The organism is Kribbella flavida DSM 17836 (assembly GCF_000024345.1).
Lineage (GTDB): Bacteria > Actinomycetota > Actinomycetes > Propionibacteriales > Kribbellaceae > Kribbella > Kribbella flavida.
Genome location: NC_013729.1, coordinates 5,331,079 through 5,356,955, shown reverse-complemented (window position 1 = coordinate 5,356,955; position 25,877 = coordinate 5,331,079). Strand labels below are relative to the sequence as shown.

Genomic DNA, 25,877 nt, shown 5'->3' with positions numbered 1-25,877 from the left:
CATGTCAATCAATGGAGATCACCTTGTCGACGTGCCGGCGGGACTGCGGAACGTCGTGGTGACGGAGACCGAGCTGGGCGACGTCCGAGGAGACGAAGGCTTCTACCACTACCGCCAGTACTCGGCGATCGAACTGGCGATGTCGAAGACGCTGGAGGACGTCTGGTTCCTGATGATCGAGGGGCGCTTGCCGGACGCGGACGACCGCGAGCGGTTCGTGGCCGAGGTCGCGCCGCTGCGGGTGCTGCCGGACGAAGTACGCGAGATCCTTCCGGCCGTCGCCGCGGCCGGACCGGTGGCCAACCCGTTGGCCGGTCTGCGGACCGCGCTGTCGGTGCTGGCAGCGGCTCGGCAGTTGCCGCCGTTGTGGGACGCGGACCGCGCGCGGCGCAAGGCGGACGCGATGCTGGTGTGCGCGGTGACGCCGACGATCCTGGCGGAGCTGCACCGGCTGCGGCAGGGCGAGCAACCGCTGGAGCCGCGGGACGACCTGGGGGCGGCGGCCAACTGGTTGTACCTGGTGAGTGGGCGCGAGCCGACGGCGGGGCACGTGCGGGCGATCGAGCACTACCTGATCTCGACGGTGGACCACGGGTTCAACGCGTCGACGTTCACGGCCCGGGTGATCGCTTCGACGGGGGCCGACGTGGTGTCGGCGGTGGCGGGCGCGCTGGGGGCGTTCTCGGGTCCGCTGCACGGAGGAGCGCCGGACCGGGCGCTGGCGAGCCTGGACGAGATCGGGACGCCGGACCGGATCGACGCCTGGGTCCGGCAGAAGGTCGCGTCGGGGGACCGGATCATGGGGTTCGGTCATGCGGTGTACCGGACGGCGGATCCCCGGTCGGAGATGCTGCGCGGGGTGGCGGTGGGCTTGGGTGGGGACCTGGTCGAGTTCGCGACGACGGTGGAGCGCCGCGTGGTGGAGGTGCTCGCGGAGGTGAAGCCGGGGCGGAACCTGTACGCGAACGTGGAGTTCTACGCGGGCGTGGTGATGGAGTTGTGCGGGCTGCCGCGGTCGCTGTTCACGCCGACGTTCGCGGTCAGCCGGGTGATCGGCTGGACGGCGAACATCCTCGAGCAGGCGGCGGACGCGAAGATCATCCGCCCGGCGGCCCGGTACGTCGGTCCGCCGCCGCCCGTGGCCGTTCCCGTTGCCTAGGACGTGTTGATCAACTCGCCCTGGATGTCAGGCGGTGCGGCGTTCCGGCTGTGGCGGGTTCGTGAAGTGCAGGTCGGGGTGGGTCAGCGGTGCGAGGCGGAGTCTGAGCAGGTCCTTGGCGTAGTTCTGCTGCAGGCGCCAGGGGCCGGTGGTGCCTTGGCGGGGGAGGAGATGCGCGGCTCGGCGGATGTAGCCGGAGGTGAGGTCGACGACGGGCCGGGCAGGGGCGCCGTACGCCGCTGCGTCGATCCGGGGGACGCAGATGGTGGTGCGCGTGCGGCTGAGGTGGTTGAGCAGGCGGCAGACGTACTGCGAGGTGAGGTCCGAGCGGAGTGTCCACGAGTTGTTGGTGTAGCCGATGCACCAGGCCAGGTTGGGCACGCCGCTAAGCATCATGCCCTGGTAGACGAACGTGTCGTGCACGTCGACGGGCCGGCCGTCCACCGTCAGCTTGATCTTGCCTAGAGCAACCATCTGGAGGCCGGTGGCGGTCACCACCACGTCGGCCGGCAGGTGATCGCCGGAGCGCACCCGGATGCCGTCGGCGGTGAACGTGTCGATCTCGTCGGTGACGACCGAGGCCGAGCCCTCGGTCAGGGCGCGGAAGAGATCGGCGTCGGGCACCAGGCAGAGCCGCTGGTCCCACGGCTTGTAGCGCGGCACGAAGTGCGGGTCGGCCGGGATCGAGTCGGGCAGCTGCCTGGCCACCGCCTTGTTGAGCAACCAGGCGGCCTGCGCCGGCCAGCGACGGAAGGCGCCGTACGTGAGCGAGCTGAAGGCGACGTTCTTGCCGCGGATCACCCGGTGCGCGAGCCCTTCCGGCAGCACCGCCCGGATCCGGTCCGAGAGCGCGTCGCGCGCCGGGCGGGAGGCGATGTAGCTGGGCGAGCGCTGCAGCATCGTGACGTGCTCGGCCCGGTCGGCCATCGCCGGGACCAGCGTGACGGCGGTCGCGCCGCTGCCGATCACCACCACCCGCCGGCCGGTGTAGTCCAGGTCCTCGGGCCAGTGCTGCGGGTGCACGACCCTGCCCTCGAACTCCGCCAGGCCGGGGAAGTCCACGACGTACCCGCTGTCGTAGTCGTAGTAGCCGCTGCAGACGTAGAGGAACGAGCACGTGTACGACTCCTGCTCGGTCTGCACCGTCCAGCGCGCGTCGCCGGTCGACCAGGACGCGGCCAGCACCCGCCGGTTGAACCGGATGTGCCGGTCGATCCCGTACTTGGTGGCCGTCTCGTGCAGGTAGTCGAGAATCGACGGCCCGTCCGCGATCGCCTTGGCTGCCTTCCACGGGTGGAACGGGAACCCGAGCGTGAACATGTCGGAGTCCGACCGGATCCCGGGGTAACGGAACAGGTCCCACGTGCCGCCGAGGTCCTCCCGCGCCTCCAGTACGGCGTACGTGCGGTCGGGGCTCTGGGTCTGCAGCCGGTAGGCGGCACCGATCCCGGACAGGCCGGCACCGACCACGAGGACGTCCAGGTGCTGCACGAGTACCTCCCTGCCGCGGCCCGCCGGCCACTTGTTGAGTACCCGGTCAACACTAAGCGAGCCGGCGAAACGTCGGTGTACGCCAGGTCACGTGACGGGCACGCAAAGTTGTCGTGCTGCGTTGTCGATTCCCTCCCGGAGCGTTCGTCAGCAAGATGTCAGAAGAACCCGAGACGAGGGAGCCAGAGATGGCGCAGTACATGTTCCTGCTGTACGACTCCGAGGACTGGTACGACCAGGTCACCACGCCGGAGGAGTGGCAGCGGCAGATGGACCTGCACAACGAGTTCTCCGCGGCGGTGATCGCGGCCGGAGCACAGATCACCGGTGGGGCGGCGCTGGAGCGGTCGTCCACCGCGAGCACGGTGAAGCAGGGCGACGGCGAGCCGCTGGTCACCGACGGCCCGTTCATCGAGACCAAGGAGGCGCTCGGCGGCTTCTACCTGATCGACGCCAAGGACCTCGACCAGGCGCTGGCGCTGGCCAAGCTCTGCCCGTCGGGCAACGTGGAGGTCCGTCCGGTGATGGACACCTCCGAGGACTCCGGACCGCCGGCCTGATCCGCTGATGGTGGGACCTCGCCGCGGTCCGTGGGGTCCCACCAGCCGTCGTCGGGCACAGGAGAGAAGGTGACGAGTGGGAGCGAGCGCGCGGGAGGTCGCCGAACTGGTCGGCCGGGCGCACCGGGAGTGCTGGTCGGTCGTGCTGGCGTCGACGGTGCGGCTGACCCGGGACCTCGACCTGGCCGAGGACTGCGCGCAGGAGGCGTTCGTGCGGGCGCTGCGGACCTGGCCGGACGGCATCCCGGACAACCCCGCGGGCTGGTTGACGACCGTCGCCCGCCGGCTGGCGCTGGACGGGTTGCGCCGGGAGACCACCCTGCGGCGCAAGCTGCCGTTGCTGATCGAGGAGCCGGCCGGCGCGGACGACGAAGACCAGCCGACGGATCCGCTGCGGCTCGTCTTCACCTGTTGTCACCCGGCCCTGGCCCGGGACTCGCAGGTGGCGTTGACCCTGCGGCTGATCTGCGGGCTCACCACCCGGGAGGTCGCCGCCGGTCTGCTGATCAGCGAGCCGACCGCCGCGGCGCGCATCACCCGGGCGAAGAAGAAGATCGCGACCGCCGGCATCCCGTACCGGATCCCTGCCGACGACGAACTGGCCGCCCGGCTGGACGTCGTCCTGACCGTGGTCCAGCTGGTCTACACCGCCGGGCACGTCGCCGCCGGACCGGAGCTGACCCGCGCGGACCTGACCGGACGGGCGATCGAGCTGGCGCGGATGCTCGTCCGTCTGATTCCCACCGAACCGGAACCGCTGGCCCTGCTGGGACTGCTGCTGATGACGCAGGCCAGAGGCGACGCGCGGCTGAGCGACGACGGCGAGCTCGTGCTGCTGGCCGATCAGGACCGGTCGCGCTGGGACGCGCGCCTGCTGGGAGAGGGAGTCAAGCGGGCGACGGTCGCACTCCGCCGAGCCGAGACTCCCGGCCGGTTCGCCCTTCAGGCCGCGGTCGCCGGACTGCACGTGACCGCGCCTTCGTGGGAGCGGACCGACTGGGTCCAGGTCGTCAGGATGTACGACGCGATGCTGCTCAGCTGGCCGTCGCCGATCGTCGCGTTGAACCGGGCGGCGGCGCAGAGCCTGGTCCCCGGCGCCGACCTCCCCGCGGTACTGGCCGAGCTCGACGCCCTCGGCAAGGAACCGGCCCTACGGTCGTACGCCTACCTGCCGGCCACCCGGGCCGACGTGCTCGCGCGGCTGGGGCGCGCCCGCGAGGCAGCCGCGGCGTACGACGAGGCGGTCGCGCTCACCGCCAACGGCGCCGAGCAGCGGTTCCTGGCGCGGCGGCGAGCGGCGCTGCCGGTCGCGGCGCCCGGACGGTGAACCGGCCCAGAATCAGTACGTCGCGCCGTCGCGAAGATTGTGCAGGACGGTCGGGTCGGCCAGCACCGTCGGCAGCCGACGGGCGTTGAGCGGGGAGACCAGCCCGGCCAGTTCCTCGGGCCCGTACCAGCCCAGCCCCAGGATCTCGAAGCCGTCGGGCCGCAGCGTGTCGATCAGGGACGGATCGTGCACGCCGCCGTCGTACAGGATCTCGATCGCGTCGCCCCAGCCTTCCCAGCGCGGCAGCCAGTCGATCGCGAGCACGCCGTGGATCGGCAGCGCGACGCCCAGCTCCTCCTCCATCTCGCGCAGCGCGCCGGTCGCCGGGTCCTCGTCGGGCTCCACCACGCCACCGGGCAGCTCGAGGTCCAACTTGTAGCTGACCTTGCACAGCAGCACCCGGCCGGCGCGGTCCCGGACGACGACGTGCGCGATCACCCGCTTCTTGGGCAGCACCGAGTCCATCAGCGCGGTCCAGCCGGACAGGGTGTCGGCCCGCGGGTCGTCGCGGCGCAGGCCGTACACGGCGACGTCGCGGCGTTCGCCCTGCAGGACGGCGCCGCCGCGCAGCAGCCCTTCCCGCCGGAAGCCGGAGCGGATCGCGACCCGGGCCGCCGCCCGGTTCTCCGGATCCACCTCGACCTGGAGCCGGTCCAGGTCGAGCTCGCCGAAGGCGTAGACCACGAGCAGCCGGACGGCCCGCTGCGCCACCCGCCGGCCGCGGTACGGCTTGTACGTCGACCAGGTGACCGTGCCGACGCCGGGGGACAGCCGTCGGACCGCGACCGTGCCGACCGGACCGGTCTCCCCGGACAGCTCGACGACGAAGTGCACCGCGGACCGGTCGTCGGCGTACCCCTGCCGCCAGCTCGCGACCGCGTCGGCGAGCTCGGACCGGGGCGGCGTACCGGCCAGCCCGAACCAGCGGACCATCTGGTCGTCGGCCAGGCCGTGCGCGACGTCGATGTCCTCGTCCCGCCACGGGCGCAGCGTCAGTTCCCCGTCGATCAACGTCGGTTGCGGCGGCACACCAGTCACGCCCGAAACGCTACCGCACAGCCGTTCGCCGGCCCTGGGTGCGCAACTTTCCGGCCGGAACCCGCATCATGGCGGGTAAGCCGAGAGGAGCACGCATGCTGAAGGGGACGGCCGCGCGAGTGGGCGGGGCACTGGTCGCAGTGGGGGCGCTACTGACCGCAACCGGTACGGCGGCCGCGGGGCCACCGGTCAGTACCGGGACACAACGGACCGCGGCGTTGAGCGGGGTCCAGGTCGAGTGGGTGGACGTCGAGCACACCAACATCCGGATCACCTGGTCCGAGAGCAGCCCGGTCGCCAACACGCTGACCGTGCTCTCGAGCGCCGCAGGGGGCGCCCCGGCCGAGTTCGGTACGACGCCGGCGGACGCGCCCAACGAGTACGTGATCGACTCGGCCAGTCTCGGCACCACCGCTGACCCGGCGGTGAAGCGCTGGATCGTCGTCGCCGCGCCGGACGGCACGAGCGCTCGGTCGGTCGACTTCGACACCTTCGGCTACGTGCCGTCCAGCATCGCGCTCTCCCACACGACCGACGGCCAGGTTCGCTGGACGGTGCCGGGCGACACCACCACCGACGGGACGCCCGGCGATCCGCTGGACGTGGCGAAGGAGTACCGGTACCTGGTCCAGCGGTCCGTCGATCCCGATCCGGCCGCCGCGAACATCGAGTGCGACGTCGTCGACTACCCCGAGACCACGACCCCGACCGGCGTGCTGCCGAACATCGGCCGCCCCTACAGCCTGCGGGTCAACGTGGACAACGAGTGGGGTGCCCGCCCGGGCCGGTCGGCCGAGGTGACCACCACCCCGAGTGTGACGCTCACCGGGCCGGCGAGTACGGCGTACGGGACGAGTACGACGCTCACCGGGCAGGTCAGCCGGCGCAGTCTCTACATCAGCGGCTCGCCGCCTGCGTGCGACGAGGCCAACGGACCGGCCGCCGGCCAGAGCGTGGTCCTGCAGCAGCGGACCTCGAGCACCGCCGCGTGGACCGTGGTCGGCACGGTCAAGACCGACAGCACCGGCAAGTACACCGCCGTGATCACGAACCCGGGCTACCGCGAGTACCGCGTCGTCCAGGCGAACACGGCCAGCGGTCCGCTGGCGGTGTACGGGGCGACCAGCGCGACCAAGGTGGTCCGGTCGACGACGCGGGTGATGTCGGCGAAGTTCATCAGCCCGGTGATCACCTACGGCACCACTCCGCAGGCCTACCTGTGGGTCGAACCGGCCGGCTCGCAGCAGGCGGCGCTGCAGTTCAAGAACGCGAGCGGTGTCTGGCAGGGCGTCACCACCAAGACCCTGTCCGCCGGCCGCGGCACTGCCACCTTCCCCTGGAACCGCCGTGGCTCGGCGCAGTTCCGCTGGTGGGTGCCGGCCAGCGGCGGCGCGGACGCCGTCTACAGCCCGGTCTTCACGTTGACCGTGAACTGACCCGAACGGTGCGGCGGCGTCCTGACCTCCGGACGCCGCCGCAACTTTTTCGGCCGTGCCCTCATCGATCAGGTAACGACACCTGGGGGCTCCGATGACGCTCACGACGACACTGACCACCGGCCTCGCGCTGCTGCTCGCCGCGCAGGCCCTTCCCGCTCCGGCCTCGGCGGCGCCGGCCGCCGTCGGCAGCGTGACGATCGGCTGGGCCGACGCCACGCACGAGCTGATCAAGATCACGTGGACCGAAACCACCGCCGCGGCGAACACGCTGACCCTGCACACCGACGATCCGGAGACCGCCGCGGTCCGCTTCGGTACGACGACCGCCGATCAGCCGAACGAGTACCTGGTCGACCCGACCCAGCTCGGGTACACGGCAGATCCGCGCCACACGAGCTGGATCCTCGTTTCCGACGGCACCGCGACCACCGCCCGGTCGGTCGACTTCGACCGGTTCCACCACGCCCAGCGTGGCGCGGCGCTGTCCTTCGCCGGCGACCGGGTCCGGTGGACCGCGCCGGCCGACACCTCCGTCGACGGCACCCCCGGCGACCCCCTCGACCTGCCGAAGGCGTACACGTACCAGCCGATGCAGCGGGTGGACGACGACCCGGTCGGCAACTACGAGTGCAAGGACACCGAGCTGCCTGCCACCACCGAGCGGACCGGCCTGGTGCCGAACCCCGGCACGGCGTACGACCTGTTCCTGACCATGACGAACGAGTGGGGGACCGCCGACGTCGGCTACCTCCAGGTCGGCACGACACAAACCGTCACCGCCGACGGGCCGGCCGCCACGGCGTACGGCGCGACGACCACGATCAAGGGTCACGCCGAAGGCACGGTGATGTTCGAGCAGGGCCGGCCGCCGGTCTGCGACGAGGTGCGCGTCGACCTCTCGAACCAGCCGCTGACCGTCCAGCAGCGGACGTCGAGCACGGCGCCGTGGACCGTCGTCGGCACGGTCCGGACCACCGTGAACGGCGACTACACCGCCGTGGTCAAGAATCCCGGGCACCGTCAGTACCGGGTGGTCCGGCCGAACACGGCCGCCTTCGAGTCAGCCTGGTACGGCGGGACGAGCGGCGTGATCACGGTCCGCTCGCTGACCCGGGTGGTGTCGGCGAAGTTCATCCAGCCGGTGGTCCGCCTCGGCACCCGGCCGCAGGCCTACCTCTGGGTCGACCCGGCCGGCACCCAGAAGGCGGCGCTGCAGTTCCGCAATGCCGCGGGCGCCTGGCAGGGCGTGACCTACAAAACCCTGTACGCCGGACGCGGGCTGGTCAGTTTCCCGTGGAACCGGCGCGGCACCACCCGGTTCCGCTGGTGGGTCCCGGCGAGCGGGGGAGCCGAATCGGTGGTCAGCCCGGTTTTCACCGTGACGGTCACCTGAGCCCACAGCCCGCGGTCAATGCTTAAGCCCCACGCGGTAGTCGCCGGAAAGTTTCTTTCGAACCCGCTCAACCTTTTCCCGGGTGAGGTCATCTCAACAGTGCCTCCGGACGACGAGGCACTGAGACGATCGAGCAGGGGGACATGAACATGTTGAAGAAGTCACTGACGGCGCTGGTTCTGCTGGGTGGGTTGGGAGCTCCGGTGGTCGCTCACGCGACGCCGGCCGCGGCCGAGGCGGCCTCGGAGGTCCAGGTCGCCTGGGTGGACGGCAAGGTCCGGATCAGCTGGACCGAGGCCGCCGGCATTCCGAACACGGTCTCGCTCGAGCTGCCGGGCAAGCCGCGTAAGACGCTCGGCACCACCACGGCGGCCGGCGACAACCAGCTGGTGGTCGAGCCGTCGGCGCTGGAGCCGACGAACGATCCGGCGAGCGTCGCGAAGATCGTGGTCTCGGACCCGAGCACCGCCGAGGCCCGCTCGGCCGGTTTCGACCGGTACGTGCGGGGTGCGACGCCGTTGGCACCGGTGATGACCGGCACCGGCGTGCTGAACTGGCAGTTCCCGGCCGACACGGCCGTCGACAGCACGCCGAACGACCCGCTCGACGTGGACGCACCGGTGCAGTTCGTGCCGAAGCTCACGCTGGGCGTCACGCCGGGCACCACCGACGAGTGCAAGACGGTGGTGCTGCCGGCAACCACCGCGCCGTACGGCAGCGTGCCGAAGCAGATCTCGCCGTACGCGCTGGAGCTGCTGAACGTCAGCGAGTGGGGTCAGAGCAAGTTGGCCGGCGTCCGGGTACGCTCCTCGAGCACCGCTTTCAGCACCCCGGCCTCGACCGGCTACGGTACGCGCATCACCATGACCGGCTCGATCCTCCTGCAGACGCTGCAGAACCCGGCGGCCGGGAACTGCGAGGACGTGACCGACACCGCGGCGCTGGGTGGCCACGAGCTGGCGCTGCAGGCCCGTGAGGACGGCGGCGCCTGGTACGCCGTCGGCGTCAGCAAGACCGATGCCCAGGGCAAGTATCAGTTCGTGGTCAGCAACCCCGGCGCCCGGCAGTACCGGGCGGTGCTGAAGACGGCCGCGGCATCGGGTGCGGCGCACTACCAGAGCATCAGCGCGGAACGATCGGTCCGGGCGACCCCGCAGGTCATCGACGCGAGCTTCGCCGACGACACGATCACGCTCGGGCAGCAGCCGAACGCCCGAGTCACCGTCGCGCCGTACGGGTCGCACCAGGTCGCGCTGCAGTTCAAGAACGCGAGCGGTCAGTGGCAGGGCCTGATGTACCGGACGCTGTCGGCCGGCCGGGCGGAGAGCGGCCCGTTCGCCTTCAGCCGGCTCGGTGACACCCAGTTCCGCTGGTGGGTCGCGTCGTCGACCAGCACCACCGGACTGCCGGTGGACGCCGGCTACACCTACCCGTTCACCCTGCACGTGAGCTGAACCAGCCGAACGGAAACGCCCTGGGTGCCGACGAGGCACTCAGGGCGTTTCGCTGTCCGTGCGGGGATCAGCCGTCGTGGCGGAACCAGACCGCGCCGAGCGGCGGCACCGAGATGTCCGCGCTGGTCGCCATCCCGTGCCAGCCCGGGCCGTCCGCGGTCACGCCGCCCAGGTTGCCGACGCCGGACCCGCCGTACACGTCGGCGTCGGTGTTGACGACCTCGTGCCAGTGGCCCTCGTACGGCAGGCCGAGCCGGTACCCGTGGTGCGGGACGGCGGAGAAGTTCACCACGCAGGCGAGCGTCGGCTCACCCTGCTCGCCGTAGCGGACGAAGGAGAAGGTGTTGTTGGCGGCGTCGTTGGCGTCGATCCAGGAGAACCGCTCCGGCAGGTGGTCGCTGCCCCACAGGGCCCTGGTGTCCTTGTAGACGCTGTTGAGGTCCTTCACCAGCCGGTGCAGGCCCTGGTGGTCGGTGTGGTTCAGCAGCCACCAGTCGAGCTCGCCCTTCTCGGACCACTCCGACTCCTGGCCGAACTCGCTGCCCATGAACAGCAGCTGCTTGCCCGGGTGTGCCCACATCATCGCCAGGTACGCGCGCAGGTTCGCCAGCTGCTGCCACCGGTCGCCCGGCATCTTGCGCAGCAGCGAGCCCTTGCCGTGCACCACCTCGTCGTGCGACAGCGGCAGCACGAAGTTCTCGGAGTAGGCGTACATCATCGAGAACGTCAGCTCGCTGTGGTGGTACTGCCGGTAGATCGGCTCGTGCTCCAGGTAGCGCAGCGAGTCGTTCATCCAGCCCATGTTCCACTTGAAGCCGAAGCCGAGCCCGCCCAGGTGGGTCGGCCGGGTGACACCCGGCCACGAGGTGGACTCCTCGGCGACCGTGATCACGCCCGGCACCCGCTTGTAGAGGGTGGCGTTCATCTCCTGCAGGAACGACACCGCCTCGAGGTTCTCCCGGCCGCCGTACTGGTTCGGCACCCACTGACCTTCCTGGCGCGAGTAGTCCAGGTAGAGCATCGAGGCCACCGCGTCGACCCGCAGGCCGTCGATGTGGAACTCCTCGGCCCAGTACAGCGCGTTCGCGACCAGGAAGTTGCGCACCTGCGGCCGGCCGAAGTCGAAGACCAGCGTGCCCCAGTCGGGCTGCTCGCCGCGCCGCGGGTCGGGGTGCTCGTACAGCGGGGTGCCGTCGAACCGGGCCAGCGCCCAGGCGTCCTTCGGGAAGTGCGCCGGCACCCAGTCGACCAGCACGCCGATGCCGGCCTGGTGCAGCCGGTCGACCAGGAAGCGGAAGTCGTCGGGATCGCCGAACCGCGAGGTCGGGGCGAAGTACGAGGTGACCTGGTAGCCCCAGGAGCCGCCGAACGGGTGCTCCATCACCGGCATGAGCTCGACGTGGGTGAAGCCCATCTCGTTGACGTAGGCAACGAGCTCGTCGGCCAGTTCGCGGTACGAGCGGCCCTTGCGCCACGAGCCGAGATGCACCTCGTAGACGCTCATCGGCTCGGCGTGCGCCTGCGCCGCGGCCCGCCGCTCCAGCCAGGCCTCGTCCTTCCACTCGTACGTCGACTCGTGCACGACCGACGCGTTCGCCGGCGGGGTCTCGGCGAAGTTGGCCATCGGGTCGGCCTTCTGCCGCCAGACACCGTCCCGGCCGCAGATGTCGAACTTGTACCGGGTGCCCGGCCCGACGCCGGGCACGAACAGCTCCCAGACGCCGCTCGACCCCATCGTGCGCAGCGGGTGCGCGCGACCGTCCCAGAAGTTGAAGTCGGCGGTCAGCCGGATGCCCTGCGCGTTCGGCGCCCAGACCGCGAACGACGTCCCGGTGACGACGCCGCCCGGCCCCTCGTAGCGCCGCACGTGCGCACCGAGCACGGTCCACAGCTGCTCGTGCCGGCCCTCGCCGATCAGGTGCAGGTCCATCTCACCGAGCGAGGGCAGGTAGCGGTACGGGTCGTCGAGCTCGACCGCGGGCCCGTCGGTGTAGGTCACCTCGAGCCGGTAGTCGGGCACCTTGTCGACCTCGAGCACGCCGACCCAGATGCCCTCGAACTCGTGCTCCAGCTCGACCCGCCGGCCGTCGAACAGCGCGGTCACCGTGCTCGCGAACGGCCGCAGCACCCGCAGTGTCACCGAACCCTCGCCCAGGTGCGGACCGAGCACCTGGTGCGGATCGTGATAGGTCCCGGCCACCAGCCGTTCGAGCACCGCCCGGTCGACCGGAACCGGCCGTCGCGCATCGCCCACGGCCTGTCCCACTTGGCGGTTCGGCTCGTCGGCCGGCCTGTTCACCGGCTCGGTCATCGCCTCCGACAAGGGCGTCCGCACCTCACCACCACGCTCGCTCGATCCCATGCACCCAATCCTGCCCGATGGACTACTCGATTCCCGCATCCCGTACCCGTCCGTCACGGCCGTACACAAACCCGGTCAGGGGTGGCGCAGGGCGTCGCGGCCGGCTATTCCGTGGTGCTGAGCTGGGCCGCCGCGGCCAGCGGGATCGGGAGCCAGCTCGGCCGGTTGCGGGCCTCGTACATGGTCTCGTAGATCACCTTGTCGGCCAGGAACGCGCTGAGCAGCACGCCCTGGTCGCGCGGGTCGGTGCCGGCCACCTCGGCGTAGCCGTCGCAGAAGGCCCGGCGGTTGCGGTTGGCCCACTCCGCCGCGCGATACGCGATCTGCTGGTCGCCCTGGTGGTCGGCCAGCAACGACCGGGCCGCGTAGTCGAACGAGCGCAGCATCCCGGCGATGTCCTTGATCGGGGTGTCCAGCGCCCGCCGCTCGACCAGCGACTTGGCCGGCTCACCCTCGAAGTCGATCAGCTTCCAGCCCTCGATCGTGCGCAGCACCTGACCCAGGTGGAAGTCACCGTGGATCCGCTGCACCGGCACCGGCTGCCCGTACGCCGCCAGCGCGGCGAACGCCCGGCCGAGACCCTCGGCGTACGGGCGCAGCTCCGGGATCGCCGCGGCGGCCTTGTCCAGCCGGCGCTGCATCGCGGCCGCGTGCTCGACCATCTGGGCCGGCTCCCACACGTCGGTGCCGAGCGCCTTGGCCAGCTCCGAGTGCACCTCGGCGGTGGCGGCACCGAGCCGGTGCGACTCCCCGGCGAAGTCCCCGCCCACCTCCTCGGCGTGCAGGTCGGCCTCGGCGTAGAGGTCGCGGACCGACGTGGTCGCGTACGACCAGCCGTCGGTCGAGTTCTTCGCGAACGCCGTCATCATCGCCAGGTCGCCGGAGTCGGTGCCACCGCCGGCGCGCGGCCACGAGCCCCGCGCCCAGCCCAGGACCTCGGGCACCAGCTCCGAGCCGGCCTCGGTGAGCGCCGACTCGATCTCGACCCCGGGGTTGCTCCCGGGTTCGAGCCGGCGGAACACCTTCAGCAGCGCGGTGTCGCCGAAGACCAGCGACGTGTTGCTCTGCTCGACGGTGAGCACCAGCGACTGGGCGTCGTCCGGCACCACCAGCGTGCGCTCCGGCGCGTGCACCGGGTGGAACTCCAGCCCGGTCAGCGTCCGGCCGTGGGTGAGCGCGTCCAGCCAGTACGGCGTCGCTTCCTTGTCGTGCAGCGCGTCGTACACCCAGACGTGGGTGTCACCCAGGTCCGGCTCCTCCCAGTCACCGACCAGCGCGTGGCCGAGGTTGTCGACCGGCGCGGTGTGGTAGCTGAGCGGCAGCTGGTAGACCCGGATCGCGTTCTCGGCGCCGGGCGGCCCCGAGCAGTAGACGAACCCGATCCGGACCGCGGGCCAGACGCCCTCGTCCGACAGCCACACCGAGGTGGCCATCGCTTCGACGTCGACGTCATGTCCTTTCTCACCGAACCATCGCTGGTTGGCGCAGAAGGACTGGACCTGGCCCAGATGGGAAGTCACGAAGAGCTCTCCTCACGATCGGCCGACTTGTTCACCGGCAGCCGGAACCAGTAGAAGCCGTGCGCGCCCAGCGTCAGCAGGTAGGGCAGCTCCCCGATGGTCGGGAAGTGCACCCCGCCGAGCAGCTCCACCGGCTCGACGCCCTGCCACTGCCGCAGGTCCAGCTCGATCGGCTGCGGGAACCGCGACAGGTTGTTGACGCAGAGCACCACGTCGTCACCGAACTCGCGGACGTACGACAGCACGCTCGGGTTGGACCCGCCTAGGTCAGTGAAGGTACCCATCCCGAAACACGGGTGCTGCTTGCGGGTCTGGATCATCCGCCGGGTCCAGTGCAGCAGCGACGAGGCGTTCTCCATCTCGGCCTCGACGTTCACCGCCTGGTAGCCGTAGACCGGGTCCATGATGACCGGCAGGCCGAGTTTGCCCGGCGTCGCGGTCGAGAACGACGCGTTGCGGTCCGGCGACCACTGCATCGGGGTCCGGACGCCGTCGCGGTCACCGAGCCAGATGTTGTCGCCCATGCCGATCTCGTCGCCGTAGTACAGGATCGGCGAGCCGGGCAGCGACAGCAGCATCGCGGTGAACAGCTCCATCCGGTTCACGTCGTTGTCGAGCAACGGCGCGAGCCGGCGGCGGATGCCGATGTTTGCCTTCATCCGCGGGTCCTGGGCGTACTCGCCCCACATGTAGTCGCGCTCTTCGTCGGTCACCATCTCGAGCGTCAGCTCGTCGTGGTTGCGCAGGAAGATGCCCCACTGGCAGGTGTCGGGGATCTGCGGGGTCTGGGCCAGGATCTCCGAGATCGGGAACCGCGACTCGCGCCGCACGCCCATGAAGATCCGCGGCATCACCGGGAAGTGGAAGGCCATCTGGCACTCGTCGCCGCCGGACTCGCGGTCGCCGAAGTACTCGACCACGTCGGCCGGCCACTGGTTCGCCTCACACAGCAGAACGCGGTCGCTGTAGTTCGCGTCGACCTCCTTGCGGACCCGCTTCAGGAACTCGTGCGTCCTGGGCAGGTTCTCGCAGTTGGTGCCCTCCTCCTCGAACAGGTACGGCACCGCGTCCAGCCGGAAGCCGTCCACGCCGAGGTCGAGCCAGAACTTCAGCGCCTCGATCATCGCGTCGCCGACGGCCGGGTTCTCGAAGTTCAGGTCGGGCTGGTTGGAGTAGAACCGGTGCCAGAAGTACTGCTGGCGGACCGGGTCCCAGGTCCAGTTCGAGGTCTCGGAGTCGACGAAGATGATCCGCGCGTCCGAGTAGGCCTCGTCGTGGTCGGACCAGACGTAGAAGTCGCCGTACGGCCCCTCGGGGTCGTTGCGCGACGCCTGGAACCAGGGGTGCTGGTCCGAGGTGTGGTTCATCACGAAGTCGACGATGATCCGGATGCCGCGGGTGTGCGCGGCCTCCATGAACGCGGCGAAGTCGGCGATCGTGCCGACCTCGGGCATCACGTTGGTGTAGTCGGAGATGTCGTAACCGCCGTCACGCAGCGGTGAGGGGTAGAACGGCGGTAACCAGAGACAGTCCACGCCGAGCCACTCGAGATAGTCGAGTTTCTCGGTCAAGCCTTGCAGGTCGCCGATTCCGTCGGCGTTCGAGTCCTTGAATGACCGCACGAGGACCTCGTAGAAGACGGCCCGCTTGAACCACAGCGGGTCACTCTTCGTCAGTCCGTGGTGCTGCTCCGGCAGCATGTCGGTCACGCTCACCTCCATCGGGTGTATCCCCTCGGTCCAAACCTAGCGGTAGTACGGGCTGCCGCCGCCGGACGATTCCGGCGACGCGCGGGTGGACACCGTGGCCGGCAGCAGTTCCCGTACCCGGTGGTGGGCATCTCAAAAGGGAACAGCGTCCGGCAGTGTCCGGGGGTGCAGTGGATTGACGCCGTGGGATGGGCGGTCCGGAGCGGCGTTCTGCTCAGTGTGACGGTGCTTTGCCAGTACAAGCAAATAGGGGCCGGATCGCCCTATCCGGAAGCCGATTCGTGACCCGGAACGCGTTGCTTTCGTGGCGGCTCGGCCGTTAGTTCTGGTCGTCGCGGCGCGGTACCGGCGTACGGCGTGGGCGGCGTACGGCGTGGGCGAAACCGGCGCGGACGGCATCCGCCTCGGTGCGGAACCAGACGTCCGGCCGGGTCCGTCCGTAGTCCGGGGATTGCGGGGTGTGGAACAGCATCGAGCCGACGACGCCCTTGATCCTGAACCCGTCCGGCGGCCCTTGATGAGGCACCGCGTCCGCCGACCCCGGCCCGTACTTGCCTTCCGCGACCTCACCGTCGCCCGCCCGGACCCCGAACGCCGCAGGCCCCGCAACCCCCACCTGCTCCATTTGCTGCGAGAACCCGGTCTCCGCCACCCCGGGTTCCGGATCCGCCCCGCGGAACTCCCACCGAGGTTGTCCCGGCCCAGGCGCCGGCTCCGGCGTGCTGAACGCTCGTCGGGGTTGTGTCGGCTCGGACGCCGGCTCCGGCGGCGCGCCCGCGGTGACGAGGACTCTCTCCTCTTCTTCTTTCTCCTCGGCCGGAGGCCGGGGGAGCGCGGGTTCCCGCTGAGGGAGCAGGACCCAAGTGATCAGCGCGCCGAAGAGGAAGGCGGCCAGTTCCCACGCCCAGTGGTCGCGGAGCAGGTCGCCCATCAGCGCGAGCTCCGGGTCGGCAGCAGCCGGTGCAGCAACCAGGCCGCTGCGCTGCCGAGCACGAACGCGACCAGCAGCAGGAACCAGACCTGCGCGTACAGCCAATTCATCGGATCCCCTACGGCACTCGGATCTCGACCCGGCGGTTCGCGATCCGCCCGGCGGAGGTTCGGTTGGACGCCACCGGCTCGAACTCGCCGTAGCCGCGGCTGATGATCCGCCCGGCCGGCACGCCGAGGCGGACCAGCGTCGCCTTGACGGCGTCCGCGCGTCGCTGGGACAGCGGCAGGCTGGTACTGGGGTCGCCGAGATTGTCGGTGTGACCGGCCAGCTCCACCCGGGCGGTGCCGCAGGTGCGCAGCAACGCGGCCACCCGGACGACCGAGCCGCGCGACTTCTCGTTCACGATCGCCGTGCCGGACAGGAAGATGATCTTGTGCTGACTGGTCAGCTGCGCCAGCCGGCTCTCGAAGGTCTGGCACGCCTCGCTCAGCGGCGGCTTCTCCGCTGACGGCACCCGCAGCTGGTTCGCGACCACCGCGCCCGGCGCCGCCTTCGCGGCCGCGCGCGCCGCCGTCGCCTTCGTCGCCTGGTCGGCGACCGCCCCGGTCAGCGTCACCGACGTCCCGTCGAAGCTGACCGTGGTCCCGGTCGTCGCCGTCGCCACCGTCCGCAGCACGCCGACCAGGGCGGCGGGGTTCAACGGGCCGACGGACGGGTCGACCGACAGGTGGTCGGCGAAGGTCTCGCCGGCCTCCAGCAGGGCCTGCGCCTCGCTGGTGATCGTGTCGCGGGCGGCCTGGCTCTGCACCACCGCGGTCACCGAGAGCCCGCCATCGGTCCGGACGACGGCGAACGGCGCGACGGCCGGCTCGGACGCCGGCGGCGTACTCGGCAGGCCCGTGGGTGTCGGCGCCGCGGTGGATCTCGAGGACGCCGTGGCGCTCGGAGACGGTTGGGCCGTCTCGGCGCCGCCGTCGTCCGCAGTGGCCGAGCGCAGTCCCTCACCTTTGACCGCGACCAGCAGCGCGGCGAGAACCAGCGGCACGACCACCAGTGCAAGCAGCCAGAGGCGACCGGGCCGCCGTGCTGAACCAGGCACTGTTCCTCCGTCGATCCGGCCGACTGACCGTGCGCGAGGAGATTACTCCGTGAAGCAGGGCCGACGCACCCCGGATCAGCCTGTGGTCGGCACTTGTTTCCGGGCCGGGTCCGGGCAGCTCGGCAAGCGCTCGCCCAGCGCGCCGGTGATCGCATGTCCATTTTTATTTCGGTTTCTTCTTTTGTTAACCGGCTGTGCTGAGTAGGGTGCGCTCAGTGCCTCTACCGCCCCCAGGAGGAACAGCATGAGAATCCGCCCCTTGCCCACTGTCGTCGCCGCGCTCGCACTGCTCGGCACCGGTGTGGTTCCGGCCGCTGTCGCGGCCGCTCCGTCCGACGACGCCGCCTCGCCGGCCCTGCCGACCCGCGTGGTCGAGCAGCAGGACGGTACGAACGCGGTCGCCGCCGGCAAACGCGTCGTCGGCTACTTCACCGAGTGGGGTGTCTACGACCGCAACTACCACGTGAAGAACATCAAGACCAGCGGCTCGGCCGCGAAGCTGACCAACATCGTCTACGCCTTCGGCAACACCACCGGCGGCCGCTGCGCGATGGGCGACTCCTACGCCGCCTACGACAAGGCGTACGACGCGGCCGGGTCGGTCGACGGTGTCGCGGACACCTGGGACACCGGCGCGCTGCGCGGCAACTTCAATCAGCTGCGCAAGCTGAAGCGCGAGTACCCGAACATCAAGGTGGTCTGGTCGTTCGGCGGCTGGACCTGGTCCGGCGGCTTCACCGAGGCGGCCAAGAACCCGGCCGCGTTCGCCGACTCCTGCTACCGGCTGGTCGAGGACCCGCGCTGGGCCGACGTGTTCGACGGCATCGACATCGACTGGGAGTACCCGAACGCCTGCGGCCTGAGCTGCGACGCTTCCGGCCCGAACGCGTTCAACGCCGTGATCAGCGCGCTGCGGACCCGCTTCGGCTCGTCCGCGCTGGTCACCGCCGCGATCACCGCCGACGGCACCAACGGCGGCAAGATCGACGCCACCGACTACGCGACGGCGGCGCAGAAGCTCGACTGGATCATGCCGATGACCTACGACTACTTCGGTGCCTTCAACCCCCAGGGCCCGACCGCGCCGCACTCGCCGCTCACGGCGTACGCCGGGATCCCGCAGGCCGGCTTCCACAGCGACGCGGCGATCCAGAAGCTGAAGTCCAAGGGCATCCCGGCCTCGAAGATCCTGCTCGGCATCGGCTTCTACGGCCGCGGCTGGACCGGGGTCACCCAGGCCGCGCCGGGTGGCCGCGCGACCGGGGCCGCGCCCGGCAAGTACGAGGCCGGCATCGAGGACTACAAGCTGATCTCGACCCGCTGCCCGTCCACCGGAACCGTCGGCGGTACGGCGTACGCGTTCTGCAACGGCCAGTGGTGGGGCTACGACACGCCTGCGACGATCCGCAGCAAGATGACGTACGCGAACCAGCAAGGACTCGGCGGTGCCTTCTTCTGGGAGCTGTCCGGCGACACCAGCAACGGTGCGCTGATCACCGCCGTGAAGACCATCGGCTGATTCCGGCAGCCGGTTCCCGCGTCCGGTCCTTCTGCCCCGTCCCGGCAGGAGGGCCGGACGCCCTTGCCGTCGTACCGCTTGTCCGGTCTACGACAGGTCGCAGATGTGCCAGCTGTGGACGCAGGGTTTCCCTTGACTTAACCCTCGCGGTTGCGCGTACTTGTCCCTGCGCCTGTCCCGGCCAAGAGTCGAGCGGAGGGGGCTCCATGGCAGAACTGCCGGACTCGTCGTTGATCATCGGTGTCGCCACCAGCAGGGCCGAGCGGGTTCAGCTCGCCCGGCTGCTGAGCGGTGCCGACGCGTTGCTGCTGGTCTCCAGCCCGGACCAGGCCCGCGCTTTCCTCGAGCTGACCGCCGGCGCCGCGTCCACGCCTGTCGTGCTCACGCGAGGAGTCCTGCCGCCGGAGCCAGCGGTTGAGACTTCTGCTCACCTCCGGGCGGCCACGCCCACCCCGGCCGGCGACGTGGTCGGCAACGTGGTGGAGCTCCCGGCCGCCCTCCGCCTCGACGAGGACCGCCGGGTCGTCCGCTGGAAGGATCGCGAGATCCCGCTCACCCGCCTCGAGCACGACTTCCTGCACTGCCTGGTGGAACACCCCGGCCAGGTCTGGACCTACCAACGCCTGCACCACGCCGTCTGGGGCAACGAGCATCTCGGCCACGGCTCCCACATCCACTCGGTCGTCAAACGACTCCGCCAGAAGCTGGCCCAGCTCGGCGCCTCCGTCACCATCCAGGCAGTCCGCGGCGTGGGCTTCCACCTCCTGCCGGCTGCCTGAATCCGGGGGTGGCTGGAACCGTGGCCGGAGCGCAGTCGGATCAGCACAGGGTGGCGTGGTCGGCTTCGTCGTTCGGGTACACGAGGTTGGAATAGCCGTAGGCCGCCGAGCTCCACATCTGGCGCGTGCCGTACTCGGGGTTGGTGTCGGCGTGGTAGTGGTGCAGGGCCGCCCGGGTGCCCGGGGTCTGGTTGTTCACCACCGAGCTGGTCTGGTCGCGGACCCCGTAGTCCCCGAGGTTGTGCCAGCCACAGGTCCAGAGGGTCAGTTTCCAGGGTGTCCGGTCCGGACCGTCGTTGTAGTCCGAGTCCCCGTAGAGGCAGAAGTACTCGTACTGGCAGTTGAACCGGCTCATCGTGCCGAACTCCAGCGAGGCACCGCGGTGCTCCCAGACGATCTTGTTCGGCCCGACCTGCCGGCCGCCCGGAAGCTTCCGCAGCTTCTCGTCGATCAGTTGCTGGACGGCGACCTGGCCGGCAGCCGACGGCGTGGGAGGGGTGCCCGCGGCCGCCGGCGCGCCGAGTCCGGCCATCCCGGCCACGGCCGCACCGACGACGGCCAGCACGGCGAAAAGTCTGGTACGAGACATGCAACTGCTCCTCGAGTTCCTCGGGATTCGTCCTCACTGGTGGCATCGACGCCGCCCGCAACTCTGCAAGATCTGCCCTGCCCCGCGCCGCAGTCACGATCCTGATCGAAACGATTGCCAACCCCGGCCTGGCTGGTCCCCGGGCTGTCCTAGGCTCCCGGCATGACGACTTTGATGATGTACGCGGGGCGGGTCGACGACGGTGCGCCCGGGACGCGGACCGGCGGGGTGCCGCTGGTGCCGGAGGGCTTCGAGTGGCCGACGTGCTCCTCGTGCGGCGGGTCGATGCAGTTCCTCGCCCAACTGTTCGTGGACGGCGCGGAGCCGGAGGCGCACGTCGTGTCGGTCTTCATGTGCCAGAACGACCCCGGCCTGTGCGAAGAGTGGGACCCGGCCTTCGGCGGTAACCGGGCGCTGGTCTTCCCGGCCGCGGGGCTGGTTCCTGCCCAGGTTCCGGCGACGGGGGAGACCCTGCTGCCGGAGGCGTCCGGCGTCAACCCCACGGTGGTCGACCTGCCCTACGAGAAAGCTCGCGAGCAGTGGGCGGATACGCAGGGCATCTCCCGGCGCGAGATCCTCGGCCAGCTGGCCGGCGAGCCGTCCTGGCTGCAGGGCGACGAGACGCCGACGTGCTCCTCCTGCGCCCAGCCGATGGCCTTCGTCGCCCAACTCGAGCAGGGCACCAGTCGCGCGGAGATCAACCTCGGCGGAGGCTCGGGCTACACCTTCGCCTGCTTCCCGTGCGGCCAGGCCGCCTTCCTCTGGCAGTCCTGACGCCGCACCGTGCGGCAAGGGCCGGAGCACAGCCTTCTGCTCTTGTTCTGTTGCCGGTTGCGTGGTGCAACGCACCCCGGCCCCCGCCCCGAGGTGCGGGCGAGGGCCGGGTGCGTTGCTGAGTGGTGACTACCTGATGGACTTCAGGGCGAAGTCCTCCACGGCGGGCTGGCCGGCGACCAGGCGCGTGGTGCGCGTCTGGGGGCGGTAGCCGTCCTTGGCCGCGATCAGGGTGAGCGGGTTGTTGCGGCGGTCGAGCCAGTAGGCGTACTTGCCCTGGGCATCGGTCGTGAAGGTGTACGACGAGGCCCAGGAGTCGACCTGGACGATCGCACCCGGCAGCGGGGCGGTCGCGCCGGAGGTGGCGACCCCGGTGACCGTGCCCAGCAGCTTGCTCCAGGTGGTCGGCGGAGTGACGTTCATCGTCACGGCCACCGGCTCCACGGAGTACGGGGTGTTCTCGGCGATGGTCACCGAACCGGAGTACTTGCCCGGCTGGTCGACGCTCGCGGTGAGCGTCACCTTGACCGTCGTGCTGGCGCCCGGGGCCAAGGTGGCCTCGGTCTTGTCGATGCTCAGCCAGCTGACGTCGGCCGACGACTCGGCACAGTCCTCGAGGCCCGGCAGGACCTCACTGTCCGCGGTCGCGGTGAAGCCGCCGGACGAGCCGCCGACCTTGTAGAAGCCGCACGCCGCCGCGCCGCGGTAGCGCGGGTTGTTCGCGTTCGGCAGCGCCGCCCAGGTGCCGGCGGCCGGGTCGAACGCGAAGCCCGCGTTCGTCACGGCACCGGTCTGGACCCCGCCGACGACCAGCAGCTTGCCACCGGCAACGGCGAACGACGCCGCCCAGTGGTCGGCCGGGGAGTCGGCGATCGCGGACCACGCGTTGGTGGCCGGGTCGTAGACGTAACCGGCCTTCTGCGCGGCCGTGCCGTCGTTGCCGCCGGAGCAGTACACCTTGCCGTCGATCGCGCCGCAGGAGGCGAACGCCACCGACTTCGGGTAGTTGGCCAGCGTCTGCCAGGTGTTGGCGGCCGCGTCGTAGGCGACGACGGTGTTCGACATCGGCGTGCAGCTGGCCGTGGTGCAGCCACCGACGGCGTACAGCTTGCCGTCGAGCACGGCCTGGCCGGCGGCCGCGCGCGGCGCCGGGTTGTTCGCCACCGGGGACCAGGCGTTGGCGGCCGGGTCGTACGACCAGGTCGCCGCGTCCGGACCGGCGCTGCCCCAGCCGGAGCTGGCGATGATCTTGCCGCCGACGGCGCCGACGGTGATCGCGTTGCGAGCGCCCGGCAACGGGGCGATCGCGGTCCAGGCCAGCGAGGCCGGGTCGTACACGTGGGCGGCTGCGCTGGCGGCGCTGCCGTTCCCGCCGGCGATCGAGTAGATCTTGCCGTCGAGGTGAACCACCCGGTTGTCCATCACGGTCGCGGGGTAGTCGGCGATGTCGGCCCACGGAGCCGCCAGCGGCTTCGGCACGGCGGGCGCGCCGGCCACCTTGGCGGACAGCTTGCTGGCGAACGAGGTCGGAACCTCGAGCCGCTGCAGCGGAGCACCGGCACCGGTCAGCACCTGGGTCTTGGTGGTGGTGCCGCCGCCGGCGTTGGCGATCTCGAAGCCGCCGTCGCGCTCACCGAACTTCAGCTCCACCGGTGCGCCACCGGTGTTCTTGACCGTGAACGACTTGGTGATTTTGCCGGTGGGCATCTTCAAGGTGCCCTCGATCGTGGTCGGCGTGACCGACAGCCGGCCGGCCGCGAGCGAGAAGTTCGCCGCCGTGACCCAGTCGGCCTCGACGTCGACGTTCTGCGTGCCGCTGACGTAGCCACCGGCCTTGGCGGTGAAGCCGTGCACGCCGGACTCCGACGAGTACAGCCAGTAGAAGCCGTCGGCCAGACCGGTGTCCTCCGGCGTGGCGACGGTGACCGCGGACTGGGTCGGCTCGTCGTCACGGGTGACGACGGCGCCGTTGACGAAGCCGTTGGTGTTGGCGTCCTTGACGTTGCCGACGACGATGCCGCCGCCGACCGGCTCACAGGTGATCTGGGTGCCGATCAGCACGCTGTCGACCTGCCACCACCACTCGTACGAGGCGTCGTAGTAGTGGAAACGGACCTGCACGGCCGACTGGCCGGCCGCCTGCGGGATCGCGATCTCCTTCACGCCGCGGACGTCCGCGGTGGTCTGGCTGAGCACGTTGGTCCAGGTCGAACCACCGTCGATCGACAGGTCGACGTCGGCCTTCTCGCCGCCCAGCCGGTTGAAGTCCTGGTTGAAGCGGATCACCGGCGCCGCGACGTCGGTCAGGTCGACGACCGGGCTGACCAGCGAGGTGTCCTGCTGCTGGCCCGAACCGTACTCGTCGCTGTCGACGATGGCGAAGCCGCCGCCACCGCCGGTCAGGTTGCCCCGCTTGCCGAGGTCCTCGAACTTCCAGACCTGGCCGTTGCCCTTGTTGTCCACGACGGTCCAGCCGTTCGGCGCGGCGGTGGTGTCGAAGGTCTCGTACACCCCGTCCGAGCCGTTGCGGTACCCCGGCGCGGTGGCGCAGGCGTCACTGCGGACCGGGACCTCGATGTTCTTGGTCAAGTTGCCCGCGCCGACGGTGACCGCCTGGGTGACGGTCTGGTAGCCCGGGTACTGCGCCTCGACCTTCAGCGTGTACGCGGTGCCGGACGGCACGGTGAAGCTGTACCGGCCGTTGGTCGGGTTGGTGTAGTCGAAGACGCCACCCGGACCCTCGACGCTGACCTTCGCGTACAGCGGCCAGCCGTGGCCGGACCCGTCGGTGACGGAGCCGCCGATGGTGACCGACGGCGCGGACTCCAGCACGAAGTCCTTGGTGGTGGTCGTGTTGAGGGTCACCGTCGCGGTGGTCGTCTGGCTCTTGTAGCCGAACGACGCGGCGGTCAGCGTGTAGTCGCCGGCCGGCAGCACGGACGAGTAGCGACCGTCCGCGCCGGTGGTCAGCGTGCGCTCGGGCTGGCCGGCCGCGGTCACCTTGACCGAGGCGCCGGCGAGCACGCCGGTGGCCGAGCTGACCTTGCCGGTCAGCGTGCCGGTGTCACCGATCGGCGCCGCGTTCAGCAGCGCGAGCGCGTCGAGCCGGCCCTCGCCGTACACGTTGTTGTCGTCGGTGGTGCCGCCGCACTGGCTGTCGGCCTTGTCGACCGCGGCGTTGTCCAGCAGCGCGCGGGTGGCCGGCACGTCGCCCTTGAGCGCCGGTGCGGCCGACCACAGCAGCGCGATGGTGCCCGCGAGGTGCGGCGAGGCCATCGAGGTGCCGTTGAAGCTGGCGTAGCCGCTGCCGGGAATGCTGGAGCGGACGTTCACGCCGGGGGCCGCGAGGTTCGGCTTGATCTCGCCGTTCTGGCCGACACCGCGGCCGGAGAACGAGGCGATGGTGTTGTTGATGTCGTACGCGCCGGCCGAGTAGTTGCTCTGCAGGCTGCCCGGCGAACCGCTGGTCTGGCAGGCCGAGCCGCTGTTGCCGTTGGAGAACGCGCCGAAGATGCCGGACGCCGTCCAGGCCAGCGTGATGTCCTCCATGAACGGGTCGTTGGAGGGCAGGGTCGAGCCCCACGAGTTGTTGATGATGTTCGGCCGCTTGCTCGCGTCCGGGTTCTGCCCGGCGAGGTTGGTCGGCTCGAGCATCCACTGACCGGAGGTGATCAGGGCCGCGTCGCTGGGGCAGCAGCCGTTCGCGGCGATCCACTTGACCGCCGGGGCGACGCCGATCTGGTTGCCCGCGCCGTCGTCACCGACCATCGTGCCCATCGTGTGGGTGCCGTGGCCGTTGCCGTCGGCGGGCGCCGCGGGCGACGTACCGGCCGCGTCGAACCAGTTGTAGTTGTGGTCGAACTGGCCGTTGCCCAGGTTGCCGCGGTACTGCTTCACCAGCGCCGGGTGGTCGTACTGGACCCCGGTGTCGATGTTGGCGATCACGATGCCGGCGCCCTTGTCGCCGTACTGCGACCAGACGTCGTCGGCGTTGATGTTCGCCAGGCCCCACTCGAGCGCGTTGATCTGGCGCTCGTCCTTGCCCTGGGTGACCTTCGGCACCTCGAGCACGGTCGGGGTGTAGAGGCCCTCGACCTCGGCATGGGTGGCCAGGCTCTGCGCCAGCGCGAGCGAGCCGCTGGAGACGCGGATGGCGTTGGTGCCCCAGAACGCCTGGTACTTCACCTTCTGCGCGTCCAGTTCGGCCTTGACGCCGGCCTGGCTTTCCGCGGCGGTCTTGCGCAGCGCGGCGGCGACGGCGGTGCCGCGCTGGTTCCAGTCGGTGATCGTGCCGGCCTTGCTCAGGTCGGCCTTGGCGGAGAACCGGACCCAGTAGTCGGTCGCCTCTTTGGCGTCCTTGCCCTCCAGCTTGCTCAGCAGGTCGGGCTTGATCTTCGACGCCGGGTCAGCGGCCGGAGCTGTCGGCGCGGCCTGGGCGGTGCCTGCGCCCGCCAGCCCGGTGGCGACCACGGCCGCCGCCGCCAGAGCACTCACCAGTGATCTGGCGAGGCCCTTTCGTCTCGTGTGTGACATCTGTGCCCCTCACTTGTACATCCCCGAGTCGGCCCCCGAGCCAACGTGCGGGGGTGCAGGGCGGACCGCCGCCGGCCAGCTGAACCGGTTCTGCGAACGCACCGTTCCCCCCAGGTCGCGGCGTGTGACGCCGCAAGCCTGACGTGGACCTTATGTGTCAGAAGACAACGTGAACAAGCACACTTCGTGAGCAAGATG

The 25,877-nt window shown here is 70.3% G+C and carries 18 protein-coding genes; 9 read left to right on the top strand and 9 right to left on the bottom strand.

Going from position 1 to position 25,877, the window contains the following annotated elements:
• The first annotated feature begins 1 nt into the window (after window position 1).
• Window positions 2-1,159: a citrate/2-methylcitrate synthase gene (locus KFLA_RS24590; RefSeq protein WP_012922531.1), complete on the top strand. Its 1,158-nt coding sequence runs from the start codon at window positions 2-4 to the stop codon at window positions 1,157-1,159.
• Window positions 1,160-1,186: 27 nt separating this feature from the next.
• On the opposite strand, the gene KFLA_RS24585 is transcribed toward KFLA_RS24590, so the two are convergent.
• Window positions 1,187-2,650 carry a flavin-containing monooxygenase gene (locus tag KFLA_RS24585; protein ID WP_012922530.1) on the bottom strand — a complete coding sequence of 488 codons (1,464 nt, stop codon included), beginning with the start codon at window positions 2,648-2,650 and terminating at the stop codon, window positions 1,187-1,189.
• A gap of 188 nt (window positions 2,651-2,838) precedes the next feature.
• Here KFLA_RS24585 and KFLA_RS24580 point away from each other — a divergent pair, with 188 nt between their 5' ends.
• Window positions 2,839-3,210, top strand: coding sequence for a YciI family protein (locus tag KFLA_RS24580; RefSeq protein ID WP_012922529.1), 372 nt, complete (start codon window positions 2,839-2,841; stop codon window positions 3,208-3,210).
• Window positions 3,211-3,286: 76 nt separating this feature from the next.
• Window positions 3,287-4,537, top strand: coding sequence for an RNA polymerase sigma factor (locus KFLA_RS24575; protein ID WP_012922528.1), 1,251 nt, complete (start codon window positions 3,287-3,289; stop codon window positions 4,535-4,537).
• A 12-nt stretch (window positions 4,538-4,549) separates the two neighbouring features.
• Here KFLA_RS24575 and KFLA_RS24570 read toward each other — a convergent pair whose 3' ends face one another.
• The gene (locus tag KFLA_RS24570) at window positions 4,550-5,575 is read right to left on the bottom strand and encodes an NUDIX hydrolase (protein ID WP_148256727.1); all 1,026 of its coding nucleotides are present in this window, start codon (window positions 5,573-5,575) and stop codon (window positions 4,550-4,552) included.
• Between the two features lie 95 nt (window positions 5,576-5,670).
• Between KFLA_RS24570 and KFLA_RS24565 the strand changes: the two genes are divergently transcribed.
• The 3 genes from KFLA_RS24565 to KFLA_RS24555 all read left to right on the top strand — a co-directional run bounded on the left by KFLA_RS24565 (window position 5,671) and on the right by KFLA_RS24555 (window position 9,861).
• Window positions 5,671-7,011, top strand: a complete 1,341-nt coding sequence (locus KFLA_RS24565) for a hypothetical protein (RefSeq protein WP_012922526.1) — start codon at window positions 5,671-5,673, stop codon at window positions 7,009-7,011.
• Between the two features lie 94 nt (window positions 7,012-7,105).
• Window positions 7,106-8,407, top strand: a complete 1,302-nt coding sequence (locus KFLA_RS24560) for a hypothetical protein (protein WP_012922525.1) — start codon at window positions 7,106-7,108, stop codon at window positions 8,405-8,407.
• A gap of 143 nt (window positions 8,408-8,550) precedes the next feature.
• Window positions 8,551-9,861, top strand: a complete 1,311-nt coding sequence (locus KFLA_RS24555; RefSeq protein ID WP_012922524.1) for a hypothetical protein — start codon at window positions 8,551-8,553, stop codon at window positions 9,859-9,861.
• A gap of 67 nt (window positions 9,862-9,928) precedes the next feature.
• Here the strand turns inward: KFLA_RS24555 and glgB are convergent, their stop codons facing one another.
• The 5 genes from glgB to arfA form a co-directional block, all read right to left on the bottom strand.
• A complete protein-coding gene (gene glgB, locus KFLA_RS24550) occupies window positions 9,929-12,223 on the bottom strand; it encodes a 1,4-alpha-glucan branching protein GlgB (RefSeq protein ID WP_012922523.1) in 2,295 nt (764 codons plus the stop codon).
• Window positions 12,224-12,327: 104 nt separating this feature from the next.
• Window positions 12,328-13,743 (bottom strand): maltokinase N-terminal cap-like domain-containing protein, encoded by a 1,416-nt coding sequence (locus KFLA_RS24545; RefSeq protein WP_012922522.1) that lies wholly within the window; start codon window positions 13,741-13,743, stop codon window positions 12,328-12,330.
• Window positions 13,740-15,464 carry a maltose alpha-D-glucosyltransferase gene (gene treS / locus KFLA_RS24540; protein WP_049797431.1) on the bottom strand — a complete coding sequence of 575 codons (1,725 nt, stop codon included), beginning with the start codon at window positions 15,462-15,464 and terminating at the stop codon, window positions 13,740-13,742. Before treS ends, KFLA_RS24545 begins: the two co-directional genes overlap by 4 nt.
• A gap of 307 nt (window positions 15,465-15,771) precedes the next feature.
• Window positions 15,772-16,383, bottom strand: coding sequence for a sunset domain-containing protein (locus KFLA_RS24535; protein ID WP_012922520.1), 612 nt, complete (start codon window positions 16,381-16,383; stop codon window positions 15,772-15,774).
• A 118-nt stretch (window positions 16,384-16,501) separates the two neighbouring features.
• Window positions 16,502-17,485 carry a channel-forming protein ArfA/OmpATb gene (gene arfA, locus KFLA_RS24530; protein WP_012922518.1) on the bottom strand — a complete coding sequence of 328 codons (984 nt, stop codon included), beginning with the start codon at window positions 17,483-17,485 and terminating at the stop codon, window positions 16,502-16,504.
• A 244-nt stretch (window positions 17,486-17,729) separates the two neighbouring features.
• Between arfA and KFLA_RS24525 the strand changes: the two genes are divergently transcribed.
• Together KFLA_RS24525 and KFLA_RS24520 are read left to right on the top strand one after the other, a co-directional pair.
• Window positions 17,730-19,004, top strand: a complete 1,275-nt coding sequence (locus KFLA_RS24525; protein WP_012922517.1) for a glycoside hydrolase family 18 protein — start codon at window positions 17,730-17,732, stop codon at window positions 19,002-19,004.
• 206 nt (window positions 19,005-19,210) lie between these two features.
• Window positions 19,211-19,783: a winged helix-turn-helix domain-containing protein gene (locus KFLA_RS24520; protein ID WP_012922516.1), complete on the top strand. Its 573-nt coding sequence runs from the start codon at window positions 19,211-19,213 to the stop codon at window positions 19,781-19,783.
• Window positions 19,784-19,823: 40 nt separating this feature from the next.
• Here KFLA_RS24520 and KFLA_RS24515 read toward each other — a convergent pair whose 3' ends face one another.
• Entirely contained in the window at window positions 19,824-20,372 is a 549-nt protein-coding gene (locus KFLA_RS24515; RefSeq protein ID WP_012922515.1) for a hypothetical protein, read from the bottom strand.
• A gap of 162 nt (window positions 20,373-20,534) precedes the next feature.
• Here KFLA_RS24515 and KFLA_RS24510 point away from each other — a divergent pair, with 162 nt between their 5' ends.
• The gene (locus KFLA_RS24510; protein ID WP_012922514.1) at window positions 20,535-21,146 is read left to right on the top strand and encodes a hypothetical protein; all 612 of its coding nucleotides are present in this window, start codon (window positions 20,535-20,537) and stop codon (window positions 21,144-21,146) included.
• Window positions 21,147-21,275: 129 nt separating this feature from the next.
• On the opposite strand, the gene KFLA_RS24505 is transcribed toward KFLA_RS24510, so the two are convergent.
• Complete coding sequence (locus tag KFLA_RS24505; protein WP_202797020.1) at window positions 21,276-25,640, bottom strand: S8 family serine peptidase; 4,365 nt, start codon at window positions 25,638-25,640, stop codon at window positions 21,276-21,278.
• Window positions 25,641-25,877 lie beyond the last annotated feature (237 nt).

Excerpts from the sequence above, each read along its gene's own strand:
- KFLA_RS24565 (WP_012922526.1), top strand. The coding sequence starts at position 5,671 with ATGCTGAAGGGGACGGCCGCGCGAGTGGGCGGGGCACTGGTCGCAGTG.
- KFLA_RS24560 (WP_012922525.1), top strand. The coding sequence starts at position 7,106 with ATGACGCTCACGACGACACTGACCACCGGCCTCGCGCTGCTGCTCGCC.
- KFLA_RS24525 (WP_012922517.1), top strand. The coding sequence starts at position 17,730 with ATGAGAATCCGCCCCTTGCCCACTGTCGTCGCCGCGCTCGCACTGCTC.
- KFLA_RS24590 (WP_012922531.1), top strand. The coding sequence starts at position 2 with ATGTCAATCAATGGAGATCACCTTGTCGACGTGCCGGCGGGACTGCGG.
- glgB (WP_012922523.1), bottom strand. The coding sequence starts at position 12,223 with ATGGGATCGAGCGAGCGTGGTGGTGAGGTGCGGACGCCCTTGTCGGAG.
- KFLA_RS24510 (WP_012922514.1), top strand. The coding sequence starts at position 20,535 with ATGACGACTTTGATGATGTACGCGGGGCGGGTCGACGACGGTGCGCCC.
- KFLA_RS24580 (WP_012922529.1), top strand. The coding sequence starts at position 2,839 with ATGGCGCAGTACATGTTCCTGCTGTACGACTCCGAGGACTGGTACGAC.
- KFLA_RS24515 (WP_012922515.1), bottom strand. The coding sequence starts at position 20,372 with ATGTCTCGTACCAGACTTTTCGCCGTGCTGGCCGTCGTCGGTGCGGCC.
- KFLA_RS24535 (WP_012922520.1), bottom strand. The coding sequence starts at position 16,383 with ATGGGCGACCTGCTCCGCGACCACTGGGCGTGGGAACTGGCCGCCTTC.
- KFLA_RS24520 (WP_012922516.1), top strand. The coding sequence starts at position 19,211 with ATGGCAGAACTGCCGGACTCGTCGTTGATCATCGGTGTCGCCACCAGC.
- treS (WP_049797431.1), bottom strand. The coding sequence starts at position 15,464 with ATGGAGGTGAGCGTGACCGACATGCTGCCGGAGCAGCACCACGGACTG.
- KFLA_RS24555 (WP_012922524.1), top strand. The coding sequence starts at position 8,551 with ATGAACATGTTGAAGAAGTCACTGACGGCGCTGGTTCTGCTGGGTGGG.